The sequence below is a fragment of the Saccharopolyspora rectivirgula DSM 43747 genome (genome assembly GCF_000497205.1).
Lineage (GTDB): Bacteria > Actinomycetota > Actinomycetes > Mycobacteriales > Pseudonocardiaceae > Saccharopolyspora > Saccharopolyspora rectivirgula.
Genome location: NZ_AYJW01000005.1, coordinates 82,244 through 99,547 on the forward strand (window position 1 = coordinate 82,244; position 17,304 = coordinate 99,547).

At 68.2% G+C, this 17,304-nt stretch carries 16 protein-coding genes and 1 pseudogene; 8 read left to right on the forward strand and 9 right to left on the reverse strand.

The features are described 5' to 3' along the window. Positions 1-117: 117 nt before the first annotated feature. From SREC43747_RS0102760 to SREC43747_RS0102775, 4 genes are all read left to right on the forward strand, one after another. Positions 118-969: a sulfurtransferase gene (locus tag SREC43747_RS0102760; protein WP_029719631.1), complete on the forward strand. Its 852-nt coding sequence runs from the start codon at positions 118-120 to the stop codon at positions 967-969. Between the two features lie 63 nt (positions 970-1,032). Continuing rightward, entirely contained in the window at positions 1,033-2,208 is a 1,176-nt protein-coding gene (locus SREC43747_RS0102765; RefSeq protein WP_029719632.1) for an acetoin utilization protein AcuC, read from the forward strand. An 11-nt stretch (positions 2,209-2,219) separates the two neighbouring features. Beyond that, positions 2,220-4,904, forward strand: coding sequence for a bifunctional acetate--CoA ligase family protein/GNAT family N-acetyltransferase (locus tag SREC43747_RS0102770; protein WP_051387612.1), 2,685 nt, complete (start codon positions 2,220-2,222; stop codon positions 4,902-4,904). Between the two features lie 77 nt (positions 4,905-4,981). After that, positions 4,982-5,845: an alpha/beta hydrolase family protein gene (locus SREC43747_RS0102775; RefSeq protein WP_029719634.1), complete on the forward strand. Its 864-nt coding sequence runs from the start codon at positions 4,982-4,984 to the stop codon at positions 5,843-5,845. A gap of 4 nt (positions 5,846-5,849) precedes the next feature. Here SREC43747_RS0102775 and SREC43747_RS20910 read toward each other — a convergent pair whose 3' ends face one another. Continuing rightward, complete coding sequence (locus SREC43747_RS20910; RefSeq protein WP_029719635.1) at positions 5,850-7,094, reverse strand: YeeE/YedE family protein; 1,245 nt, start codon at positions 7,092-7,094, stop codon at positions 5,850-5,852. A gap of 374 nt (positions 7,095-7,468) precedes the next feature. Here SREC43747_RS20910 and SREC43747_RS0102785 point away from each other — a divergent pair, with 374 nt between their 5' ends. After that, the gene (locus SREC43747_RS0102785) at positions 7,469-7,696 is read left to right on the forward strand and encodes a hypothetical protein (protein WP_236622993.1); all 228 of its coding nucleotides are present in this window, start codon (positions 7,469-7,471) and stop codon (positions 7,694-7,696) included. Between the two features lie 67 nt (positions 7,697-7,763). Here SREC43747_RS0102785 and SREC43747_RS0102790 read toward each other — a convergent pair whose 3' ends face one another. Then, on the reverse strand, positions 7,764-9,416 hold the full coding sequence (locus SREC43747_RS0102790; RefSeq protein ID WP_029719637.1) for a fumarate hydratase: 1,653 nt from the start codon (positions 9,414-9,416) through the stop codon (positions 7,764-7,766). Positions 9,417-9,607: 191 nt separating this feature from the next. On the opposite strand from SREC43747_RS0102790, the gene SREC43747_RS0102795 reads away from it, so the two are divergent. Beyond that, a complete protein-coding gene (locus tag SREC43747_RS0102795; protein WP_029719638.1) occupies positions 9,608-10,339 on the forward strand; it encodes a tyrosine-protein phosphatase in 732 nt (243 codons plus the stop codon). A gap of 157 nt (positions 10,340-10,496) precedes the next feature. Here the strand turns inward: SREC43747_RS0102795 and SREC43747_RS0102800 are convergent, their stop codons facing one another. From SREC43747_RS0102800 to SREC43747_RS0102810, 3 genes are all read right to left on the reverse strand, one after another. Beyond that, positions 10,497-11,474, reverse strand: a complete 978-nt coding sequence (locus SREC43747_RS0102800; protein ID WP_029719639.1) for a sigma-70 family RNA polymerase sigma factor — start codon at positions 11,472-11,474, stop codon at positions 10,497-10,499. A gap of 278 nt (positions 11,475-11,752) precedes the next feature. Beyond that, the gene (gene dtd, locus SREC43747_RS0102805; RefSeq protein ID WP_029719640.1) at positions 11,753-12,178 is read right to left on the reverse strand and encodes a D-aminoacyl-tRNA deacylase; all 426 of its coding nucleotides are present in this window, start codon (positions 12,176-12,178) and stop codon (positions 11,753-11,755) included. Then, entirely contained in the window at positions 12,178-13,686 is a 1,509-nt protein-coding gene (locus tag SREC43747_RS0102810; RefSeq protein WP_029719641.1) for a DUF7782 domain-containing protein, read from the reverse strand. The genes dtd and SREC43747_RS0102810 overlap by 1 nt, the downstream gene beginning before the upstream one ends. A 147-nt stretch (positions 13,687-13,833) precedes the next feature. On the opposite strand from SREC43747_RS0102810, the gene SREC43747_RS21805 reads away from it, so the two are divergent. Beyond that, positions 13,834-14,220, forward strand: a complete 387-nt coding sequence (locus SREC43747_RS21805; protein ID WP_236622994.1) for a GNAT family N-acetyltransferase — start codon at positions 13,834-13,836, stop codon at positions 14,218-14,220. Further along, positions 14,217-14,426, forward strand: coding sequence for a GNAT family N-acetyltransferase (locus SREC43747_RS21810; protein WP_236622995.1), 210 nt, complete (start codon positions 14,217-14,219; stop codon positions 14,424-14,426). The genes SREC43747_RS21805 and SREC43747_RS21810 overlap by 4 nt, the downstream gene beginning before the upstream one ends. Positions 14,427-14,643: 217 nt before the next feature. Here the strand turns inward: SREC43747_RS21810 and SREC43747_RS0102820 are convergent, their stop codons facing one another. The 4 genes and pseudogenes from SREC43747_RS0102820 to SREC43747_RS22135 form a co-directional block, all read right to left on the reverse strand. Further along, positions 14,644-15,021, reverse strand: coding sequence for a group I truncated hemoglobin (locus tag SREC43747_RS0102820; protein WP_029719642.1), 378 nt, complete (start codon positions 15,019-15,021; stop codon positions 14,644-14,646). 296 nt (positions 15,022-15,317) lie between these two features. Then, positions 15,318-15,509, reverse strand: a complete 192-nt coding sequence (locus tag SREC43747_RS20465) for a hypothetical protein (protein ID WP_152528298.1) — start codon at positions 15,507-15,509, stop codon at positions 15,318-15,320. A 552-nt stretch (positions 15,510-16,061) separates the two neighbouring features. Further along, positions 16,062-16,514 carry a UTRA domain-containing protein gene (locus SREC43747_RS21815; RefSeq protein ID WP_236622996.1) on the reverse strand — a complete coding sequence of 151 codons (453 nt, stop codon included), beginning with the start codon at positions 16,512-16,514 and terminating at the stop codon, positions 16,062-16,064. Positions 16,515-16,607: 93 nt separating this feature from the next. Beyond that, a pseudogene (locus tag SREC43747_RS22135) lies at positions 16,608-16,733 on the reverse strand (GntR family transcriptional regulator); the annotation flags it as partial. Positions 16,734-17,304 lie beyond the last annotated feature (571 nt).

The following is a 17,304-nucleotide window of genomic DNA, read 5'->3' on the forward strand; positions in this document are numbered from 1 at the left end:
CGGCTCCCCATTCATCCCCAACCTCGATGCTAGTCCCACCGAGCGACAGTGGTCAGCGGCTGGTTTTGCATCGCAGGATTCCGGCGGATCCCGTCGCCGGGCCGGAGGAAGGCTGTTATGGACCCTTTGATCAGTACCGATGATCTCATGAACCTGCTCGAGCGAGGGCAAGACCCGAGCATTTTGGATGCGCGGTGGTCGCTGCTCGGTCCGCCGGGCCGGGAAGCCTATGACCAGGGGCACTTGCCCGGTGCTGTTTTCGTCGACCTCGACACCGAACTGGCCGCTCCGCCGGGGCCGGAGGGGCGGCACCCGCTGCCGGCGCCGGCGGACCTGGAGCGGGTTCTCCAGCGCGCCGGGGTGAGCCGCAGCCGTCCGGTTGTGGTGTACGACGCGGACAACGGGGCTGCCGCGGCCCGGGCCTGGTGGTTGCTGCGCTGGGCGGGGCACGAAGAGGTGGCCGTGCTCGACGGCGGTTACGCCGCTTGGGTGGAGCGCGGTCACCCGGTGACCACCGAGGTGCCGACTCCCGCTCCGGGGGATTTCCAGGTCCGCCCGGGCTCGATGCCGGTGGTGGACGCCGACGGGGCGGCGCGGGTCGCCCGGGCGGGAACGCTGCTGGACGCGCGGGTGCCGGAGCGGTACCGGGGTGACGTCGAACCGGTGGACCCCAGGGCCGGGCACATCCCCGGCGCGATCAACACCCCGTTCACCAGCCATGTCACCCGAACGGGCACGTGGCGCAGTCCGGGGGAGCTGGCCGAGCACTTCCGCCGCGCGGGGGTCGATCCGCAGCGGCCGGTGGCCGCCTACTGCGGCTCCGGCATCAACGCGTGCTCGGTGCTGCTCGCGCTGGAACACGCCGGACTCACCAGCCCGGACCGGCCGGCCGCCCTCTACCCGGGGTCGTGGTCGAACTGGTCGTCCGACCCGGACCGGCCGGCGGCGACCGGTTCTCAACCCGGCTGAGGCACGATCAATTTTTCGCCGCGAAGGCTGTGTGCAGGCGCACCGGGGCGGTAGCGTCCGAGTATGGGTTCGGAATGCGCGGTGGTGTGGGACCGGTCGCTCCTCGACTACGACCTCGGTGGCGAGCATCCGCTGCACCCCATTCGGCTGGAGCTGACGATCGAGCTGGCCAGCGCACTCGGTGTGCTGGACGGCGTCGAGTTCGTCAAACCCCGGATGGCCACCGATGCGGAGTTGGGCCGGGTGCACACCTCGGAATACCTCGCCGCGGTGCGCTCTGCCCCGTTGACCGGGTGGGAGGCCGGGCACGGGCTCGGCACCGATGACAACCCCATCTTCGAGCAGATGCACGACGCGGCCGCCCTGATCGCCGGCGGATCGATCACGGCAGCGGAGCAGATCGTCTCCGGCAGGGCCGATCGAGCGGTGCACTTGGCCGGTGGCCTGCACCACGCGATGTCGGACCACGCAGCCGGGTTCTGCATCTACAACGACTGCGCGGTCGCCATCGCCTGGATGCTCGACCAGGGGGTGGAGCGGATCGCCTACGTCGACGTGGACGTGCACCACGGCGACGGTGTCCAAGCGGCTTTCTACGACGACCCACGAGTGCTCACCGTCTCACTGCACCAGCACCCGCTGACGTTGTGGCCGCACACCGGGTTTCCCGCGGAAACCGGCAGCGGGGGTGCGGAGGGGACCGCGGTGAACATCCCGCTGCCGCCGACCGCTGACGATTCGAGTTGGCTGCGGGCCTTCCACGCGGTGGTGCCTTCGGTGCTGGCCGAGTTCCGGCCGCAGGTGCTGGTGACGCAGTGCGGAGCCGACGCTCACAAGGACGATCCGCTGGCGGACCTGATGCTTTCCGTCGACGGGCAGCGGGCCTGCTACCAGGCCTTGCGGGAGTGCGCCCAGAACTACGCGGCGGGCAAGTGGCTCGCACTGGGCGGCGGGGGGGACTCGCTGTTCCGGGTGGTGCCGCGGGCCTGGACGCACTTGCTGGCGACCACACTGGACCGCGATCTGGATCCGCAGACCACCATCCCGGAGGACTGGATCGCGCGAGCTGTGCACGCCGGGCACAACGTGCCGCTGCCGACTGCGATGACCGACGGGGTCCAGCCTTCGTTCACCCCATGGGATGGGGTCACCGAAACCCCGGTGGACACTGGAGTTCGAGATGTGCGGCACGCGGTCTTTCCGTCGTACGGCCTCGATCCTGCGGACGCGAGGGATTAAGGGAGTCCGGTATGGACGGAAGTGTGGAGAACCAGGAAGAAGAGCTGACCGCCGGAACCTATCCCCGGCAGTGGGAAGCCGACGTCGTGCTCTCCGACGGCGGCACCGTGCACATCAGACCCATCCCCCCTGACGATGCCGACCGGATAGTCGCCTTCCACGGGCGGTTGAGCGACCGCACCCGGTACTTCCGGTACTTCGGTCCCTACCCGCGGATGCCCAAGCGGGACGTGGAGCGGTTCACGCACGTCGACTACGTGAACCGGGTCGCACTGGTCGCGCTGCTGGGCGACGACATCGTGGCCGTTGGTCGGTACGACCGGTTGGGCGAGCAGTCGTCGGCCGAAGTGGCCTTCGTGGTGCAGGACGACCACCAGGGCCGGGGGCTGGGTTCCATCCTGCTGGAACACCTCGCCGCCGCTGCGCGGGAGCGAGGGCTGCGGCGGTTCGTCGCCGAGGTGCTCGCCGAGAACGCGACGATGGTCCGCGTGTTCCGGGACGCCGGCTACCAAGTGAGCCGCGCTTTCGAAGAGGGCGTGGTGCACTTGGAGTTCGACATCGACCTGACGGAGAAGTCGGTGGCGGTGGCCCGCGCCCGGGAACAGGCGGCCGAGGCCCGCAGCGTGCACAACGTCCTGCACCCCCGGTCGGTGGCGGTCATCGGTGCTTCCGCCGACCCCTCCAAGATCGGGCACGCCGTGCTGGCGAACCTGCTGGCCGCGGACTTCGCCGGGCCGGTCTACCCGGTCAACCCGGAGCACCGCTCGGTGCACGGGGTCCGCGCCTACCCCTCCGTGCTGGACATCCCGGACGAGGTCGACCTGGCAGTGGTTGCCATCCCGGCCGCCGGCGTCACGGGAGTGCTCGACGCGTGTTTGGCCAAGGGGGTCAAAGCCCTGGTGATCGTCAGTTCGGGGTTCAGCGAGACCGGTGCCGAGGGGCGCGCGATCGAGCGGGAGATGGTGCGGGCGGCGCGCACCCACGGGATGCGGGTGATCGGCCCGAACGCGCTCGGGGTGGTCAACACCGACCCCGACTACCGGCTCAACGCCAGTCTCGCGCCCACGCTGCCAGGACGGGGCAGGGCCGGTTTCTTCTGCCAGTCCGGGGCGCTGGGCGTGGCGATCTTGGCCGCGGCCGCCGAGCGCAACCTCGGGGTGTCCACTTTCGTGTCGGCGGGCAACCGGGCCGACCTGTCGGGCAACGACCTGCTGCAGTACTGGCAGACCGACCCGGCCACCGATGTGGTGCTGCTCTACTTGGAGTCGTTCGGCAATCCGCGCAAGTTCGCTCGGCTGGCCCGGCGGCTCGCCCGGACGAAACCGATCGTGGTGGTCAAGTCCGGGCGCAACGCCGTTCGCCCGGGGCTCGCCGCCACTTCCGCGCAGATCGACGAGACCAGCGTGCAAACGCTGTTCGAGCAGTCCGGTGTCATCCGGGTCGAGTCGGTTGCCCAGATGTTCGACACTGCTCTGCTGCTGGCGCACCAGCCGCTGCCGCAGGGGGACCGGGTGTCGATCGTGGGCAACTCGTCGGCGCTGGGCATGCTGGCGGCGGACGTGGCCCAGGCGCAGGGGCTGCGGTTGGCCCACGAACCTGTCGACGTCGGCGCTTCCGCCGGCCCGGAGGAGTTCGCCGCCGCGGTTCGGGAAGCGGCCCTGCGGGACGACGTGGACGCGTTGGTGACGGTCTTCGCCCCGCCGGTCGCGGTTCCCGGGACCGCTTATGCCCGGGCGTTGCGGCAGGCCCTGCAGGAGGCGGACGTCGCTCGTACCAAGCCGGTGGTCTCCACGTTCCTGGCGGCCGAGGGGGTGCCGGACGAGTTGGCCGTTCCCGGGCCGGACGGGGTTCCCGGCAAGGGATCGGTCCCGTCCTACCCGAGCCCGGAACGGGCGGTGCTCTCCTTGGCCAGGGTCAACCGGTACGCCAGGTGGCGAGCTGCCCCGCAGGGGCATTTCGTCCGACCGTCGGGCATCACCCCGGAGCGGGCCCAGGAGCGGGTCGGCCAGTGGTTGGCGGACGGGGTGCACCACCTGAGCGACGAGCAGGCGCTGGAGCTGCTCGGCTGCTACGGCATCGACGTCGTCGACTTCCGCTTGGCCTCGGACGAGGAGTCGGCGGTCGCCGCGGCCAAGGAGCTGGGGTTCCCGGTGGTGTTGAAGTCCACGAGCGACCGGCTGCGGCACCGCAGCGATCTGGTCGGTGTCCGGCTGGACCTGAACAGTCCCGAGTCGGTCCGGGAGGCGTACCGGGCGGTGCGGCAGGTCTCCGGGATCGACCCGGTCTACGTGCAGCGGATGGCGCCGCGCGGCACTTCCTGCGTCATCGAGCTGGTGGACGACCCCTCCTTCGGCACCCTGGTCTCCTTCGGGCTGGCCGGAGTGGCCAGCGAACTGCTGGGGGACAAGGCCTACCGCGCGCTGCCGCTGTCCGATGTGGATGTCGCGGTGCTGGTACGCGAGCCCCGAGCGGCGCCGCTGCTCACCGGTTACCGGGGCAGTGAACCGGCGGATCTCGCCGCGCTGGAGGACCTGGTGCTGCGGGTGGCGACGCTGGCCGAGGACATCCCGGAGGTCCGCAAGCTGACCCTGCAACCGGTGCTGGCGTGCCCGGAGGGGGCGTTCGTGGCGGGCGTGCGGGTGACCATCGGGCAGCCGCCCACGGTGCTGGACGAGGGGCCGCGCCGATTGCGTTGAGCATCGCGCCGATCACCGCGGGTGATGTGTTCTAGTCCACGGGCCTGGAACTGGGTGGTTTCGTTAATCTGGCCCGCGTGGAGAACGACGCGGACAGCCAGGTGATCGGCGCGATACCAGCTGGCGAGCACTTGCTGCGGGTACGTGCGGCCAAGCACGCCGACCCCGCCGCACCGGTCGTCGTCGTGCTACCGGCGATGGGGGTTCCCGCGCGCTACTACCGGCCGTTCGTCGCCGAGCTGAACCAGCTCGGAATGCACGTCGTCACCTTCGACTTCCGCGGTCAAGGGGAGTGCGCGCCGCGGGCTTCCCGACGGGTGCGGTACAGCTACCAGACCCTGCTCGACGACATCGGCTCCGTGCTCCAACTCGTCGACTCGGAGTTCCCCGGTGCGCCGAAGTACCTGCTGGGGCACAGCCTCGGCGGCCAGCTCGCCGTCCTCTACTCGGCCGTCCACCCGGAAGAAGTGCAGGGAGTCGCGCTGGTGGCGGCCGGGTCCGCGTGGTACCGGAGCTTCTCCGGGCTGCCCCGGCTGCGAACCCGGATCGGCCCACCGCTGATCGCCGCGATCTCCCGAGTGCTCGGCTACTGGCCCGGGCACCGGTTCGGCTTCGGCGGACGGCAGGCCAGCGGGTTGATGCGCGACTGGGCCCGGCAGAGCCGGACCGGGCGGTACGTGCTGGCCGGCAGCGACCTGGACTACGAAGCCGCCGTGGCGAAGCTGAAGCTGCCCCTGCTCACCGTGGCGGTGGACGAGGACGACCTCGCACCGGAGTCGGCGATCGACCACCTCGCGGGAAAAGCGCCCGAGGCTCCCCGCACCCACCACTTCTACTCCCGCGCGGTGGCCGGTGCGGCGAAGCTCGGGCACTTCGCCTGGGTGCACAACAGCGGCAAGCTGGCGGCCTGGGTCAAGGACTGGATCGAGTCCGGCCGCTAGGGCTTCAGCACACCGAGTCGCTCGGTTTGGGCACCGACAGCCCGAACAGCGGGCGCAGCTTCAGACCGATCCAAGTGCCCACGAGCGCCAGCACGCCCCACGCCCAACCGTGCAGCGAGAACGAGGCGATGCCGGAGAAGTAGGCTCCGATGTTGCAGCCGTAGGCCAGCCGGGCGCCGTAGCCCATCAGCAGACCACCGATCACCGCGGCCAGCACCGCCTTCGCGGGAAGGCGCTTGACCAGCACGAACGCCCCGGACGCCGCGGAAGCCACCAGGGCTCCGACCATGATGCCGAAGTTGAGCACCGAAGTGGAGTCGGCCAGCACCGACTGGCTGAGCGCGGCCGCCTTCTCGCCCTGCCAGTACTGCCAGCTGCTCACGTCCACGCCGGCGGCCTGCAGGACCTTCGAGCCCCACAGCACGAACGCCGAAGTGATGCCCCACGGGGTGCCCCGGGTCAGCAGCACCAGGGCGTTGAGCACCGCGAGCAGGACGGCCCCCACCCACAGCGGCCACGAGCCGCGGAAGATCCGCCGCCAGCCGCGTTCCGACGGCGGCCGGCCAGCCGGAGGAGCCTGGTGCCGGCGAGCCCAGCGGGTGGCCGCCCACGCGATCAGCCCCAGCACGGCCAGCTGCACGACGAGCGCCCCGGCATACCCCAGGCCGGTGTCTTCGGCGAGGGAGAACGAGCCCACGGTCAGCGCGTCCGAGCTCCAGAAGGGGAGGTGCAGCGCGCCCAGCACCGAGCCGGTGATGAAGGAGAGCAGCGTCACCACCAACAGCGTGTTGCCGCCGCCGACGGAGAACAGCGTCCCGGACGCGCAAGCTCCGCCCAGCTGCATGCCGATTCCGAACATCACGGCACCGACCACCAGGCCCAGGCCGAGCGGCTCGACGTACCCTTCGGGACGTTCGCCGAAGAAGGAGAAGCCACCGGCCAAGATCGGGGCGAACAGGATCGACGCGGCGGCCACCATCAGCAGGTGGGCCTTCAGGCCGGAAGTCTGTCCAACCGAGACCAGCTGCCGCCACACCGAGGTGAAACCGAATCGGGAGTGGAACAGCGTCAGTCCGAGGGCCAGCCCCAGGGCGGCCAGGGCTGCGAGTTTCGCGCCGGCTACCGCACCGGTGGCGACAACCAGCGCGACGGCCCCGACGATTCCCAACCCGAGCGGGACGAGCTGGGGCTGTCCTGGTGCCTCAGGCGCATCTGCAGGCTTGGTCGCTGTCGATGCAGTGGTTGCCATCACTTTCTCCAGTACATGGGCTCTCGTCTCGAGCAAATCACGCCGTCGTCTGCCAGGCGAGCCGTCCTGCGATGTGGGAAAGGCGGAACAGGAAGTGCCGGAACCGACGCAACCTGTTCCAGCCCCAGCTCCGTCCAGAGGGCATGAGACGGTTACACAGCACACTCGGCATAGCAGCACTGGTGCTCGGGTTGGCCGCATGCGGACAACAACCGGCCGAGGACATCGGGTTCGGTGGACAGCCTCCTGCGCCACAGCCGGGTCCGGTGGAGCCCAAACCGGAGCACGAGCGCGTTCAGGTGCCTGCGGAGGCGGTTGACGCTTCTGCTCTCCCCGAAGACTACCCCAGGCAGGTCTGGACCCAGGACGGCGGAATGGCGATCGTCGCCACTGGGCAGGAGGGCGGATGCAGCAAGGTGCACGCGGAAGTCGCGGAGCAGACGGCGGATCACGTCAAAGTGATCCTGGTGGAGGAAACCCCGGAACCGCCCGGGATCTGCACCATGGACCTGCGCTACCCGCCGGTCGCGGTCCAACTGAGCCAGCCGCTGGAAGATCGGAAGGTGGTCCTGGAGGAGAAGGACGTGAAGGTGCCGCGCTGATCTGCACTGGCCAAGGGGGAGTGTTGCTCCCGCATGAGATGCCCCACATGCGGGAGCAACACGGTGCTCAGCGAGCGAACGAGATCTGCAGCACAGGTTGGGAAGTTTCGGCGAAGAAGTCGTTGCCCTTGTCGTCGATCACGACGAACGCCGGGAAGTTCTCGACCTCGATGCGCCACACGGCTTCCATCCCCAGCTCCGGATATTCCAGGACCTCCACCTTGCGGATGCAGTCCTGGGCGAGCCGCGCCGCCGGGCCGCCGATGGAACCGAGGTAGAAGCCACCGTGCTTCTTGCAGGACTCCGTCACCTTGGCTGACCGGTTCCCCTTGGCCAGCATCACCATCGAACCGCCCGCGGCTTGGAACTGCTCCACGTAGGAGTCCATCCGGCCGGCGGTGGTCGGTCCGAACGAGCCGGAGGCGTACCCCTCCGGCGTCTTGGCCGGCCCGGCGTAGTACACCGGGTGGTTGCGCATGTACTCCGGCATCGGTTCGCCGGCCTCGAGCCGCTCGGCGATCTTGGCGTGGGCGATGTCCCGCGCCACCACGAGCGGTCCGGTCAGCGACACCCGGGTCTTGACCGGGAGCTTGGAGAGCTCGGCCCGGATCTCGTCCATCGGGCGGTTGAGGTCGATGTGGACGACCTCATCGGACAGCTGGTTCTCCGACACGTCCGGCAGGTACTTGGCTGGGTCGCGTTCGAGCTGCTCCAGGAACACGCCTTCCGGAGTGATCTTGGCCTTGGCCTGCCGGTCCGCCGAGCAGGAGACCGCGATCCCCACGGGGAGCGAGGCCCCGTGCCGGGGCAGTCGGATCACCCGCACGTCGTGGCAGAAGTACTTGCCGCCGAACTGGGCGCCGATGCCGAACTGGCGGGTCATCTCCAGGATCTGGGCTTCCATCTCGGTGTCCCGCAGCGCGTGCCCGGAAGGCGACCCCTCCCGCGGCAGTTCGTCCAAGTAGCGGGCGGAAGCCAGTTTGGCCACCTTGAGGTTGTACTCCGCGGACATGCCGCCGACGACCACCGCCAAGTGGTAGGGCGGGCAGGCCGCGGTGCCCAGCGAGCGGAGCTTCTCCTCCAAGAACCTGCCGAGCCGCGTCGGGTTCAGCAGCGCCTTGGTCTCCTGGTACAGGAAGGTCTTGTTCGCGCTGCCCCCGCCCTTGGCCATGAACAGGAACTCGTAGTGCGGGTCGGTGCCCGCGGCGTTGTAGAGCTCGATCTGGGCGGGCAGGTTCGTCCCGGTGTTGCGCTCCTCCCAGAAGTTGAGCGGTGCCATCTGGGAATAGCGCAGGTTGAGGTTCTGGTAGGCGTCGAAGATGCCCCGGGCCAGCATTCTCTCGTCATCGCCGCCGGTGAGCACCGTCTCGGTCCGCTTGCCGATGACGATGGCGGTGCCGGTGTCCTGGCACATCGGCAGCACGCCACCGGCGGCCACGCAGGCGTTGCGCAGCAGGTCGGTGGCGACGAAGCGGTCGTTCGGGCTGGCTTCCGGGTCGTCGATGATCGAGCGCAGCTGCGCCAGGTGGGACGGTCGCAGCAGGTGCTGGATGTCCTTGATCGCCTCGGTCGCCAGGTAGCTGAGCGTGCTCGGCTCGATCTCGAGGAAACGCCGCCCGGCGGCCTCGACGACGCGGATGCCCTCGTCGGTGAGGAAGCGGTATTCGGTGTTGTCGGGGCCGAGGGGGAGCACCTCGGTGTAATCAAACGTGGTGGTCACTCGCGGCTCCTTTGCGCGCGTTCGGGTACGCGCAGACGCTAGCTCATCCGGGCCTGCCGAGATCACTGGTTGTGAGCATTTACTTGCCGGCGGGCCCCGGTTCAGAGCTAGCATCCCGGCCGCTCAGCTGGGAGGCTGGACGATCGGAGGCTTGGCTGTTGGCGGTGCCGGCGGGCGGGTGAGGAGGATCGTTGTCGAACCAGGAGAGCAGCGCGTTGAGATCTCTGGTCAACATCCGCGACCTGGGCGGGTTGCCAGCTGGAGAGGGGCGGCGGACCCGGGCCGGCGTGGTGTTCCGCAGCGACGCCCCCAAGGCGGGGGACCGGGCTCCGGAAGGCGTGGCGCAGTGGCCGCCGCACACCGTGATCGACCTGCGCGAGCCGGTGGAGCTCGGTGGTGAAGATCACCCGCTGTCAAAGGTGACGACGGTGTGCCGGCTGCCGCTGTTGGAAGACGTCCGGGAGGCCGACGTCGCGGGGGAGGACAGCGGCGACCACGAACTCACCCGGCTCTACCTCGGGATCCTCAACGGTGCTGCCAAGAAGCTGGTCGAGGCGTTCCGGACGGTGCTCAACAGCGACGGCCCGGTGCTGGTGCACTGCGCGGCGGGCAAGGACCGCACCGGGGTCGTCTCCGCCATGCTGTTGAGCGCGGTGGGGGTGCCGGAGGACGAGATCATCGCCGACTACCAGCGGACCAGCGAGAACATGCTGGGAGTGCTGCGGCGGCTCGACGTGGCCGTGGACATGACGCCCGGTGTTGACCCGGAGGCGGTCAGCGGGTTGGTGGCGACACCGTTCCAGGCCATTCGCCGGGTTCTGGACCGGTTCGCGGAATTCCCGGACGGCGCGGCGGGCTGGTTGCGCAGCCACGGTGTTTCGGAGGACGAACTGCGCGCCTGGCGCCAGCGGTTCACCGAATGAGCGAAAAAGAGAGGCCGGACCCGTTCGTTCACGGTTCCGGCCTCCCCGGGAAGGCGACGGCACTGGCCGCCGCGCAGCCTGGTCATGGGTGCACCAGTGATGTTGCTGCCCTCACGGGCTGTGGTCAATCCGCTCGCCAGGGGATCCAGCTGCCCGCTCAGCTGGCGTAGGCGCGGAGCTTGTCAGCGCGCTCGCCCTGGCGCAGCTTCGCCATCACTTCGCGCTCGATCTGCCGGACCCGTTCCCGGGACAGGCCGAACGCCTTGCCGATCTGGTCGAGGGTCCGCGGCTGGCCGTCGTCCAAGCCGTAGCGCATGCGGATCACCGCTTGCTCGCGCTCTTCCAGGGTGGAGAGGACCCGCCGCAGGTCGTCCTGGAGGAAACCGGAGATGACGGCGTTCTCCGCGTCAGCGGATTCCTCGTCCTCGATGAAGTCACCGAGCGGCGCGTCTTCCTCGGAGCCCACCGGCATGTCCAGGCTGACCGGGTCCCGCGAGCGGTCCAGCAGGTCGATGACCTTCTCCACCGGCATGCCGGCTTCTTCCGCCAGCTCCTCCTCGGTGGCTTCGCGACCGAGCTTCTGGTGCAGGTCGCGCTTGATCCGGGAGAGCTTGTTGACCTGCTCCACCAGGTGCACGGGGAGCCGGATGGTGCGGCTCTGGTCGGCCATTCCCCGCGTGATCGCCTGCCGGATCCACCAGGTGGCGTAGGTGGAGAACTTGAAGCCCTTGGTGTAGTCGAACTTCTCCACCGCGCGGATCAGGCCGAGGTTGCCCTCTTGGATGAGGTCCAGCAGCGGCATCCCACGCCCGGTGTATCGCTTGGCCAAGCTGACCACGAGGCGGAGGTTGGCTTCCATCAGGTGGTTCTTGGCCAGCTTGCCGTCACGGGCCACCGCCTTGAGGTCGGCCCGGCGTTCCGGTGACAGGTCGTCACTGGTCTCCAGCAGGTGCTTGGCGTAGACGCCGGCTTCGATGCGCTTGGCGAGCTCCACCTCTTCGTTGGCGGAGAGCAGAGGGGTGCGCCCGATGCCGTTGAGGTAGACGCGGACCAGGTCGGCCGATGGACCTTGGCCTTCCTGCTGCTCCACCTCGGTAACAGCGACATCCGGGTTCGTGGTCTGCGGGACGGTCATGAACTCCCTCCCTGGCGGGGTGGCTAGCGGGCGCAAATTCACACCTTCGCTTCTTCACGAGGTGCTGAATACGCGTACGCTCGGTGGTGCGCACCTGCGTTGCGTACGTGAATTTGTCGGTGTGGCCGGCCATCCGGGCACACCAGCGAAGCTTCGTTACCTGGGAAACGGATGGCCGGCCGATTTCGTTCCCGGATCCGCCGCTTTGCGGGAGTCATGACGGTCACATTTGGCCGCCGCCGCTAAACCTGAGAAATTCCTTAGAGGCGGCGTTACATTTAAGTTTCCACCAAAAGAGTGAATGGGCCGTCGTTGACGCTCTCCACCGCCATCATCGCGCCGAAGACGCCGGTCTCCACCCGGGCGCCGCGCTCCCGCAGCTCGGTGACGACCGCGTCCACCAGCGGCTCGGCCTGCTCGGGGCGCGCTGCTTCGGACCACGACGGACGACGACCTTTGCGGGTGGAACCGTAGAGCGTGAACTGGCTGACGACCAACAGGGGCGCTCCGGTGGTAGCGCATGATTCTTCGTCCCGCAAAGCCCGGATTTCGTGAAGCTTCCGGGCCATTTTCGCCGCCTGTTCCGGACCGTCGGAATGGGTAACTCCCAACAGCACCAACAGCCCGGGTTCGTCAATCTTGCCGACCACGACGCCGTCGACAGTTACCGAGGCGCGAGTTACTCGTGTGACAACTGCTCTCATTATTTGTTTTCCACCCAATCCGCCGGCAGCAGCATTCCGTGCCGCACCAGTTCTCGAACCACCGGCACAGCTGCTCGGCCCAGTTCCTCTTCGTCCTCTCCGAGACCGAGGGAGAGGAGCCCGATGACGTCCCGCAACGGCAGGCTGCCCCGGCAGCCGGCCAGCAGGCGCACGCCCAGTTCGTCGATCTCGTGCTGCCAACCCGGTCCGTCGGTGCGGTGCAGCCGGCGCACCACGGGCTCCCACCCCTCCTCACCGGGGGAGGACACCTCCTCCAGCACGGTGCTGTCCGCGGTGACCAGCGTGCTGTCCAACAAGGCCTCCGCGGTGCCGTGCTCCCGCAGCCAGCTCACCCGCTTGAGCCACTCGTCCGCCTCCGGCCCCAGCGGGTCGTCGAACGCGTGCGTCAAGTCCTCGCAGACGACCTCGTTCTGCTCGTTGTCGGTGCGCCGCAAGGTGACGAACCCGAAACCGACCCCGGTGACCTCGTTGGCCTCGAACCAGTCCAACCATTCCCCGGCCAGCTTCACGCCCTGCGGCGAGCGCGGATCGATGCCGGCGTCCCGCAGCCACGTGCCCACGTAGAGAGCGGGCTCGGCGACGTCCCGCTGGACGAACCAGGCGTCTACACCGGCCGGAGGCAGCCAGCTGGTGACCCGGTCCGCCCAGTCCTCGCCTTCCCGGTGCACCCACGAGGCCAGCAGGTGGCCGGTGCCTCCTGGTTCCAGGAAGGCCGGGAGCTGGCGGATCACCAGGGCGCTCGCGTCGTCCCCGGCCATTCCCGAGTCCCGGTAGACGAAGTCGGTGCGCGCCGGCCCGACCACGAACGGCGGGTTGCACACCACCATGTCGAACCGCCGGTTGCGCACCGGGGCGAACCACTCGCCCTCGAGCAGCTCCACGTCGAGCTGGTTGAGCCGGAAGGTGGCCGCCGCCAGCGCCAGCGCGCGCTCCGACACATCAGTGCCGGTGATCCGCTGCGCGTGCGTGCTGGCGTGCAGCGCCTGCACCCCGCACCCGGTGCCGAGGTCCAGCAGGGAACCGACCTGGCGCCGGGGTGTGGCGCGCACCAGGCTCAGCGTGGCCTGTCCCACGCCCAGCACGTGGTCCTGGCGCACCGGCTGGCCGCTCAAGTCCGAATCCAGGTCGGAGATCACCCACCACGACTCGTCGCCCACGCCGTGCGGCCGGACGTCCAACCCGGCGCGCAGCTCGTCACCGCTGGGAACGAGCAGACCGGCGGTGAGCGCCTCCTCGATCGGAAGTGGGTGCAACGCCCGGGCCACCGCTCGCGAGTCCTCCGCCTGGCCGAGCAGGAACAGCCGGATCAGCGTGCCCAGCGGGCCGGCATCGCGAGTGGCGCGCAGCGCCGGCACGGGCTCGTTGCGGCCCAGCGCCGCGTGCGCTTGCGGGCCGAGCGCCCGCAGGACCCCGTCGGCGTCGTAGCCGGCGGCCAAGAAGGCGTCGCGCAACCGGTCGATTCGATCATTCGACAGCTCAGGTATCACGCTCCGATCCTCACACGACCGCCTGGCCAGGCTTTTTCCGGCGGTCGTGCGCCCTGCTCGGTCGCCCCAGCGATCCAGGGACGGGTGCCGAGCCGATCTGGCGAGCGAAGCCGGGTGGCGCGGAATTCCAGTGGCGGTGCGCACCCCGTGCCGACCAGGATGCGGGAGGTCGGCGAACCCGCCGCCGGTGACCACTTGGGGGATTGCATGGCTGATCCGCACCGCACCGTCGCGCTCCGCGAAGCGCGCGAGGACCACTGGCCGCAGATCTGGCCGATCATCCACGACGTCATCACCGAGCAGCAGACGTTCGCCTACGACCCCGGCATGAGCGAGGCGGAGGCCAAGCAGCTGTGGCTGCTGCCCGCGCCGGCCCGGGTGGTCGTGGCCGTCGACGGGGATGAGCGGGTGCTCGGCACCGCGAACATGTACCCCAACCGGCCCGGCCCCGGAAGCCACATCGCCTCCGGCAGCCTGATGGTCGCGCGGCAGGCCCGGGGCAGGGGGGTGGGCGGGCCCTCACCACCGACATGATCGATTGGGCCAGCCGCAGCGGTTTCGCGGCGATCCAGTTCAACGCCGTCGTCGACACCAACACCGCTGCGATCCGCCTCTACGAGAGCCTCGGGTTCGTCACCCTCGGGGTGGCCCCGGGGGCGTTCCGCCATCCCGTGCTGGGGGAGGTCGGTCTTCGCATCATGTGGCTGGACCTGCGGTCCCCGGTGAGCGCTCGGGATTGAGCCGGCTGCGCGATGGGCGACCGGGCGTCGTGCGAAAGCGACGGGCGCCCAGCTCCGCGCCGGTGACCGCGGCAGCGGAAACCCACCCTGGTGCGCAGCCACCGGTTCCGGTGGCCGACTGCTGCAGCGGTCGTGGGGCGAGCCGGTGCCGAACCCGGACCTGTGCCCGCCCGACACCGACCGCCCCGCGCCCGCGAGTGCCGCTGGAGGACGTGGGTCAGCTCGCCACCTGCTCCTGCTCCTCGGAGACGATCTCGCTGGACAACGGCGAGATCACGGCCAGGACCTCCCCCACCGCCTCCTCGGCGACGCCCGCTTCTCGCAGCGTCTCGGCCAGGTGCTCGGCCACCAGGTCGAAGTGGCGCTGCCGGATGCCGCGGCCCTGGTGGACCTGCCGCATCGACGGCCCCCGGTACGGCTCCGGCCCGCCCATCGCCGCGGCGAAGAACTCGACCTGGCGACCGATCAGGCGGGACATGTTCGTCCCGGCGAAGAACGGCGCCAACTCGGCATCGGCCAGCACCTTGTCGTAGAAGGCGGGGACCACCGCTTCCAATGCGGGTCGGCCGCCGATCTTGTCGTAGATCGTGCTCATGTGCCCTCCCGTGTCGTCGACTGGGACCACGGACAGGACACCGCGCATCTGTTTCCGGCATAGTAGCTCTCGGTTACATGATCGATACGCTCCGGAATGCGAGCTGCTGGTTCGGGAGGCTGGAATCGAGGGCGAGCCGGCAGCCCGAGGGCTTTGCCGCCTCGCCCTCGAGCTACCGGTTGCGCCGCTCAAATCAGCGTTGCTTCTCCGTCAGGGGTGATTGCCCGAACAAATCCGATGGAAGTGATGGTCTTCTAGCGACCGCGGCACGGTTTCGCGATGAAGCGCGGCGTCGATCAGATCTTCGCGGTTGCGGTGAAGAAGTGCGTCAGCTTGTGCGTGCACTGCGATGCAATTCGAGCAATCGCTGCCCGAAGCGCAAGAGCTTGTTCGACGCGAGCGTGTGCCACATCCCGACTTGCCTGTTGAAGCGCCGCTATACCCGGTTCCACGAATTCACCTTTCTTGAACATCTTGAACAACCGCATTGGCACGACTGCGTTCGCAGTCCGATCGAAAAACTGCGCGAGCAACCCCCCAGGAAGTGCTCATCCCAATCAGGCCGTCCGAACTGCCGTCACCCTCTCCATCGCCGTGAACGCCCAAGACGTCACGGGAGTTGGTCGGAGATCACACCGCGCGTGGGTGCAGTCCTCTGCTGGCAACGCCGAAGGCTCTGCGGATATTTCTCAGCAGTGCCCCGGTGTGCATGACCGCATTCGAGAACGGAGAACCGAACACCGCCGTGGAGCTCCTCGATGGTTCCTTCCGCATTCGCGCGGAGAAATCCCGCGCGGAGTTCGGTCGGAGTCGGACGGTTCATTAGTTGGTTTCCCTTCGGGGGCAGAACTCAACGGGTTGAGTGGCGAGGCTCACCATCTTCGCGCCGTCCGCGCGAGTGCAGGACTTCGAACATTTCTCGCGAGGACATCGCCTTCTCCGCGGCAAAAGAAAAGGCGGCCCGAAGGCCGCCAATTTCAAGTGTCGAACACTTCGAAGGTGGGAAGACCGGCTACTCCACCTGGTTTGTCAAGCCAGTGCTAGTCGGCCTGCCAGCCATAACGCAGCTCGTAGGACATCGCCGGCATCACCATGTCGTTGACTTCCACCACTCGATCGTGGCTGTAGGTGCGTCGTTGCACGGTCAGCACAGGCCCGCTGACGTCCAGCAGCTGCCGTTCTCGTGAGTTGGGCATCTTCGCGCCAACGATCTCCTCGTGGTAAGTCAGCTCGTAACCAAGGTCCTCAAGCCTGGCGTGGGCTCCTCCAGGACCCGTATCCGCCTGTTCAAGTTGGGTGTCCCGGGTGATGGCGCGAGGGAGCCGGGACGTCGCCAGCATCACCGGCTTGCCGTCAGCCCGCATGACTCGGTCTCGAACGCAGACCTCAGCGCTCTCCTCGATGCCGAAGATCTCTGCGTAAGCCTGAGCTGGCTCGAACCAGACCCGGACACTGCTGGACGGAGTGAAGCCTTGTTCCTTGGCTTCGGCCAAGAAGGCGGCCTCGTTTCGCTTCCGCCGCGCCTTGGACAGCCGTTCTCGGCTGTCGAGTCGTTTCACCACTCGAGGCGGAGCTACGAATGCGCCCACCCCGTGCCGGACGTCCACGAGACCGGCATCTCGAAGGTCAGCAATAGCCTGTCGAACAGTAGTGCGTGACACCTGAAATTCCGCACAGAGCTCTTGCTCAGTGGGTAGCTGGTCGCCTACCAATCACTCTCCACTGTCAATCCGCTCGCGCAGCGAGCTCGCAATCTCCTGATACTTCGCTGCTGCAGACATTCCATACCTCGCGCCGCATTGACTAGAGCTGACCAAAGGAGTGTCGCATCTTGCTTCACTGTTGTCTCACACGCTACCTTCGTCTCATCGTATCAGACAACTAGACAACTCATGGTGTTGTGAGGCAACGATGTCCTCTGCAAAAGCTTCCGTGGTTGTTTTGAAGTCCTCTGTGAAGTGCTCAGGGGCATGGACTGACCGCTTCGGGGTCGTTCATGAGAACGATCCTCAGGACGGAACTCGCACTCGATGCGGGAAATCCGTCGAAGGTGTGTCTTGTCGAACCGCACGGCGCGGATGCGACACATGTGTCCGGTTGAACCTGAAAGAGTGGGCCCTCGGCCACCGGTGTGCCCCGGAATGCGGGGGTGGGGTTGCTTCTAGTGCTCTTGCTGCAACTGCCGTTGACGCAGTTGTTCTTTGATGTCGTCCAGGTCGAACCGGGCTTGGCCGCCGGCTGTAACCAGAGCCGGCTTAATCCAACCGTTCTGAACCCAGCGCG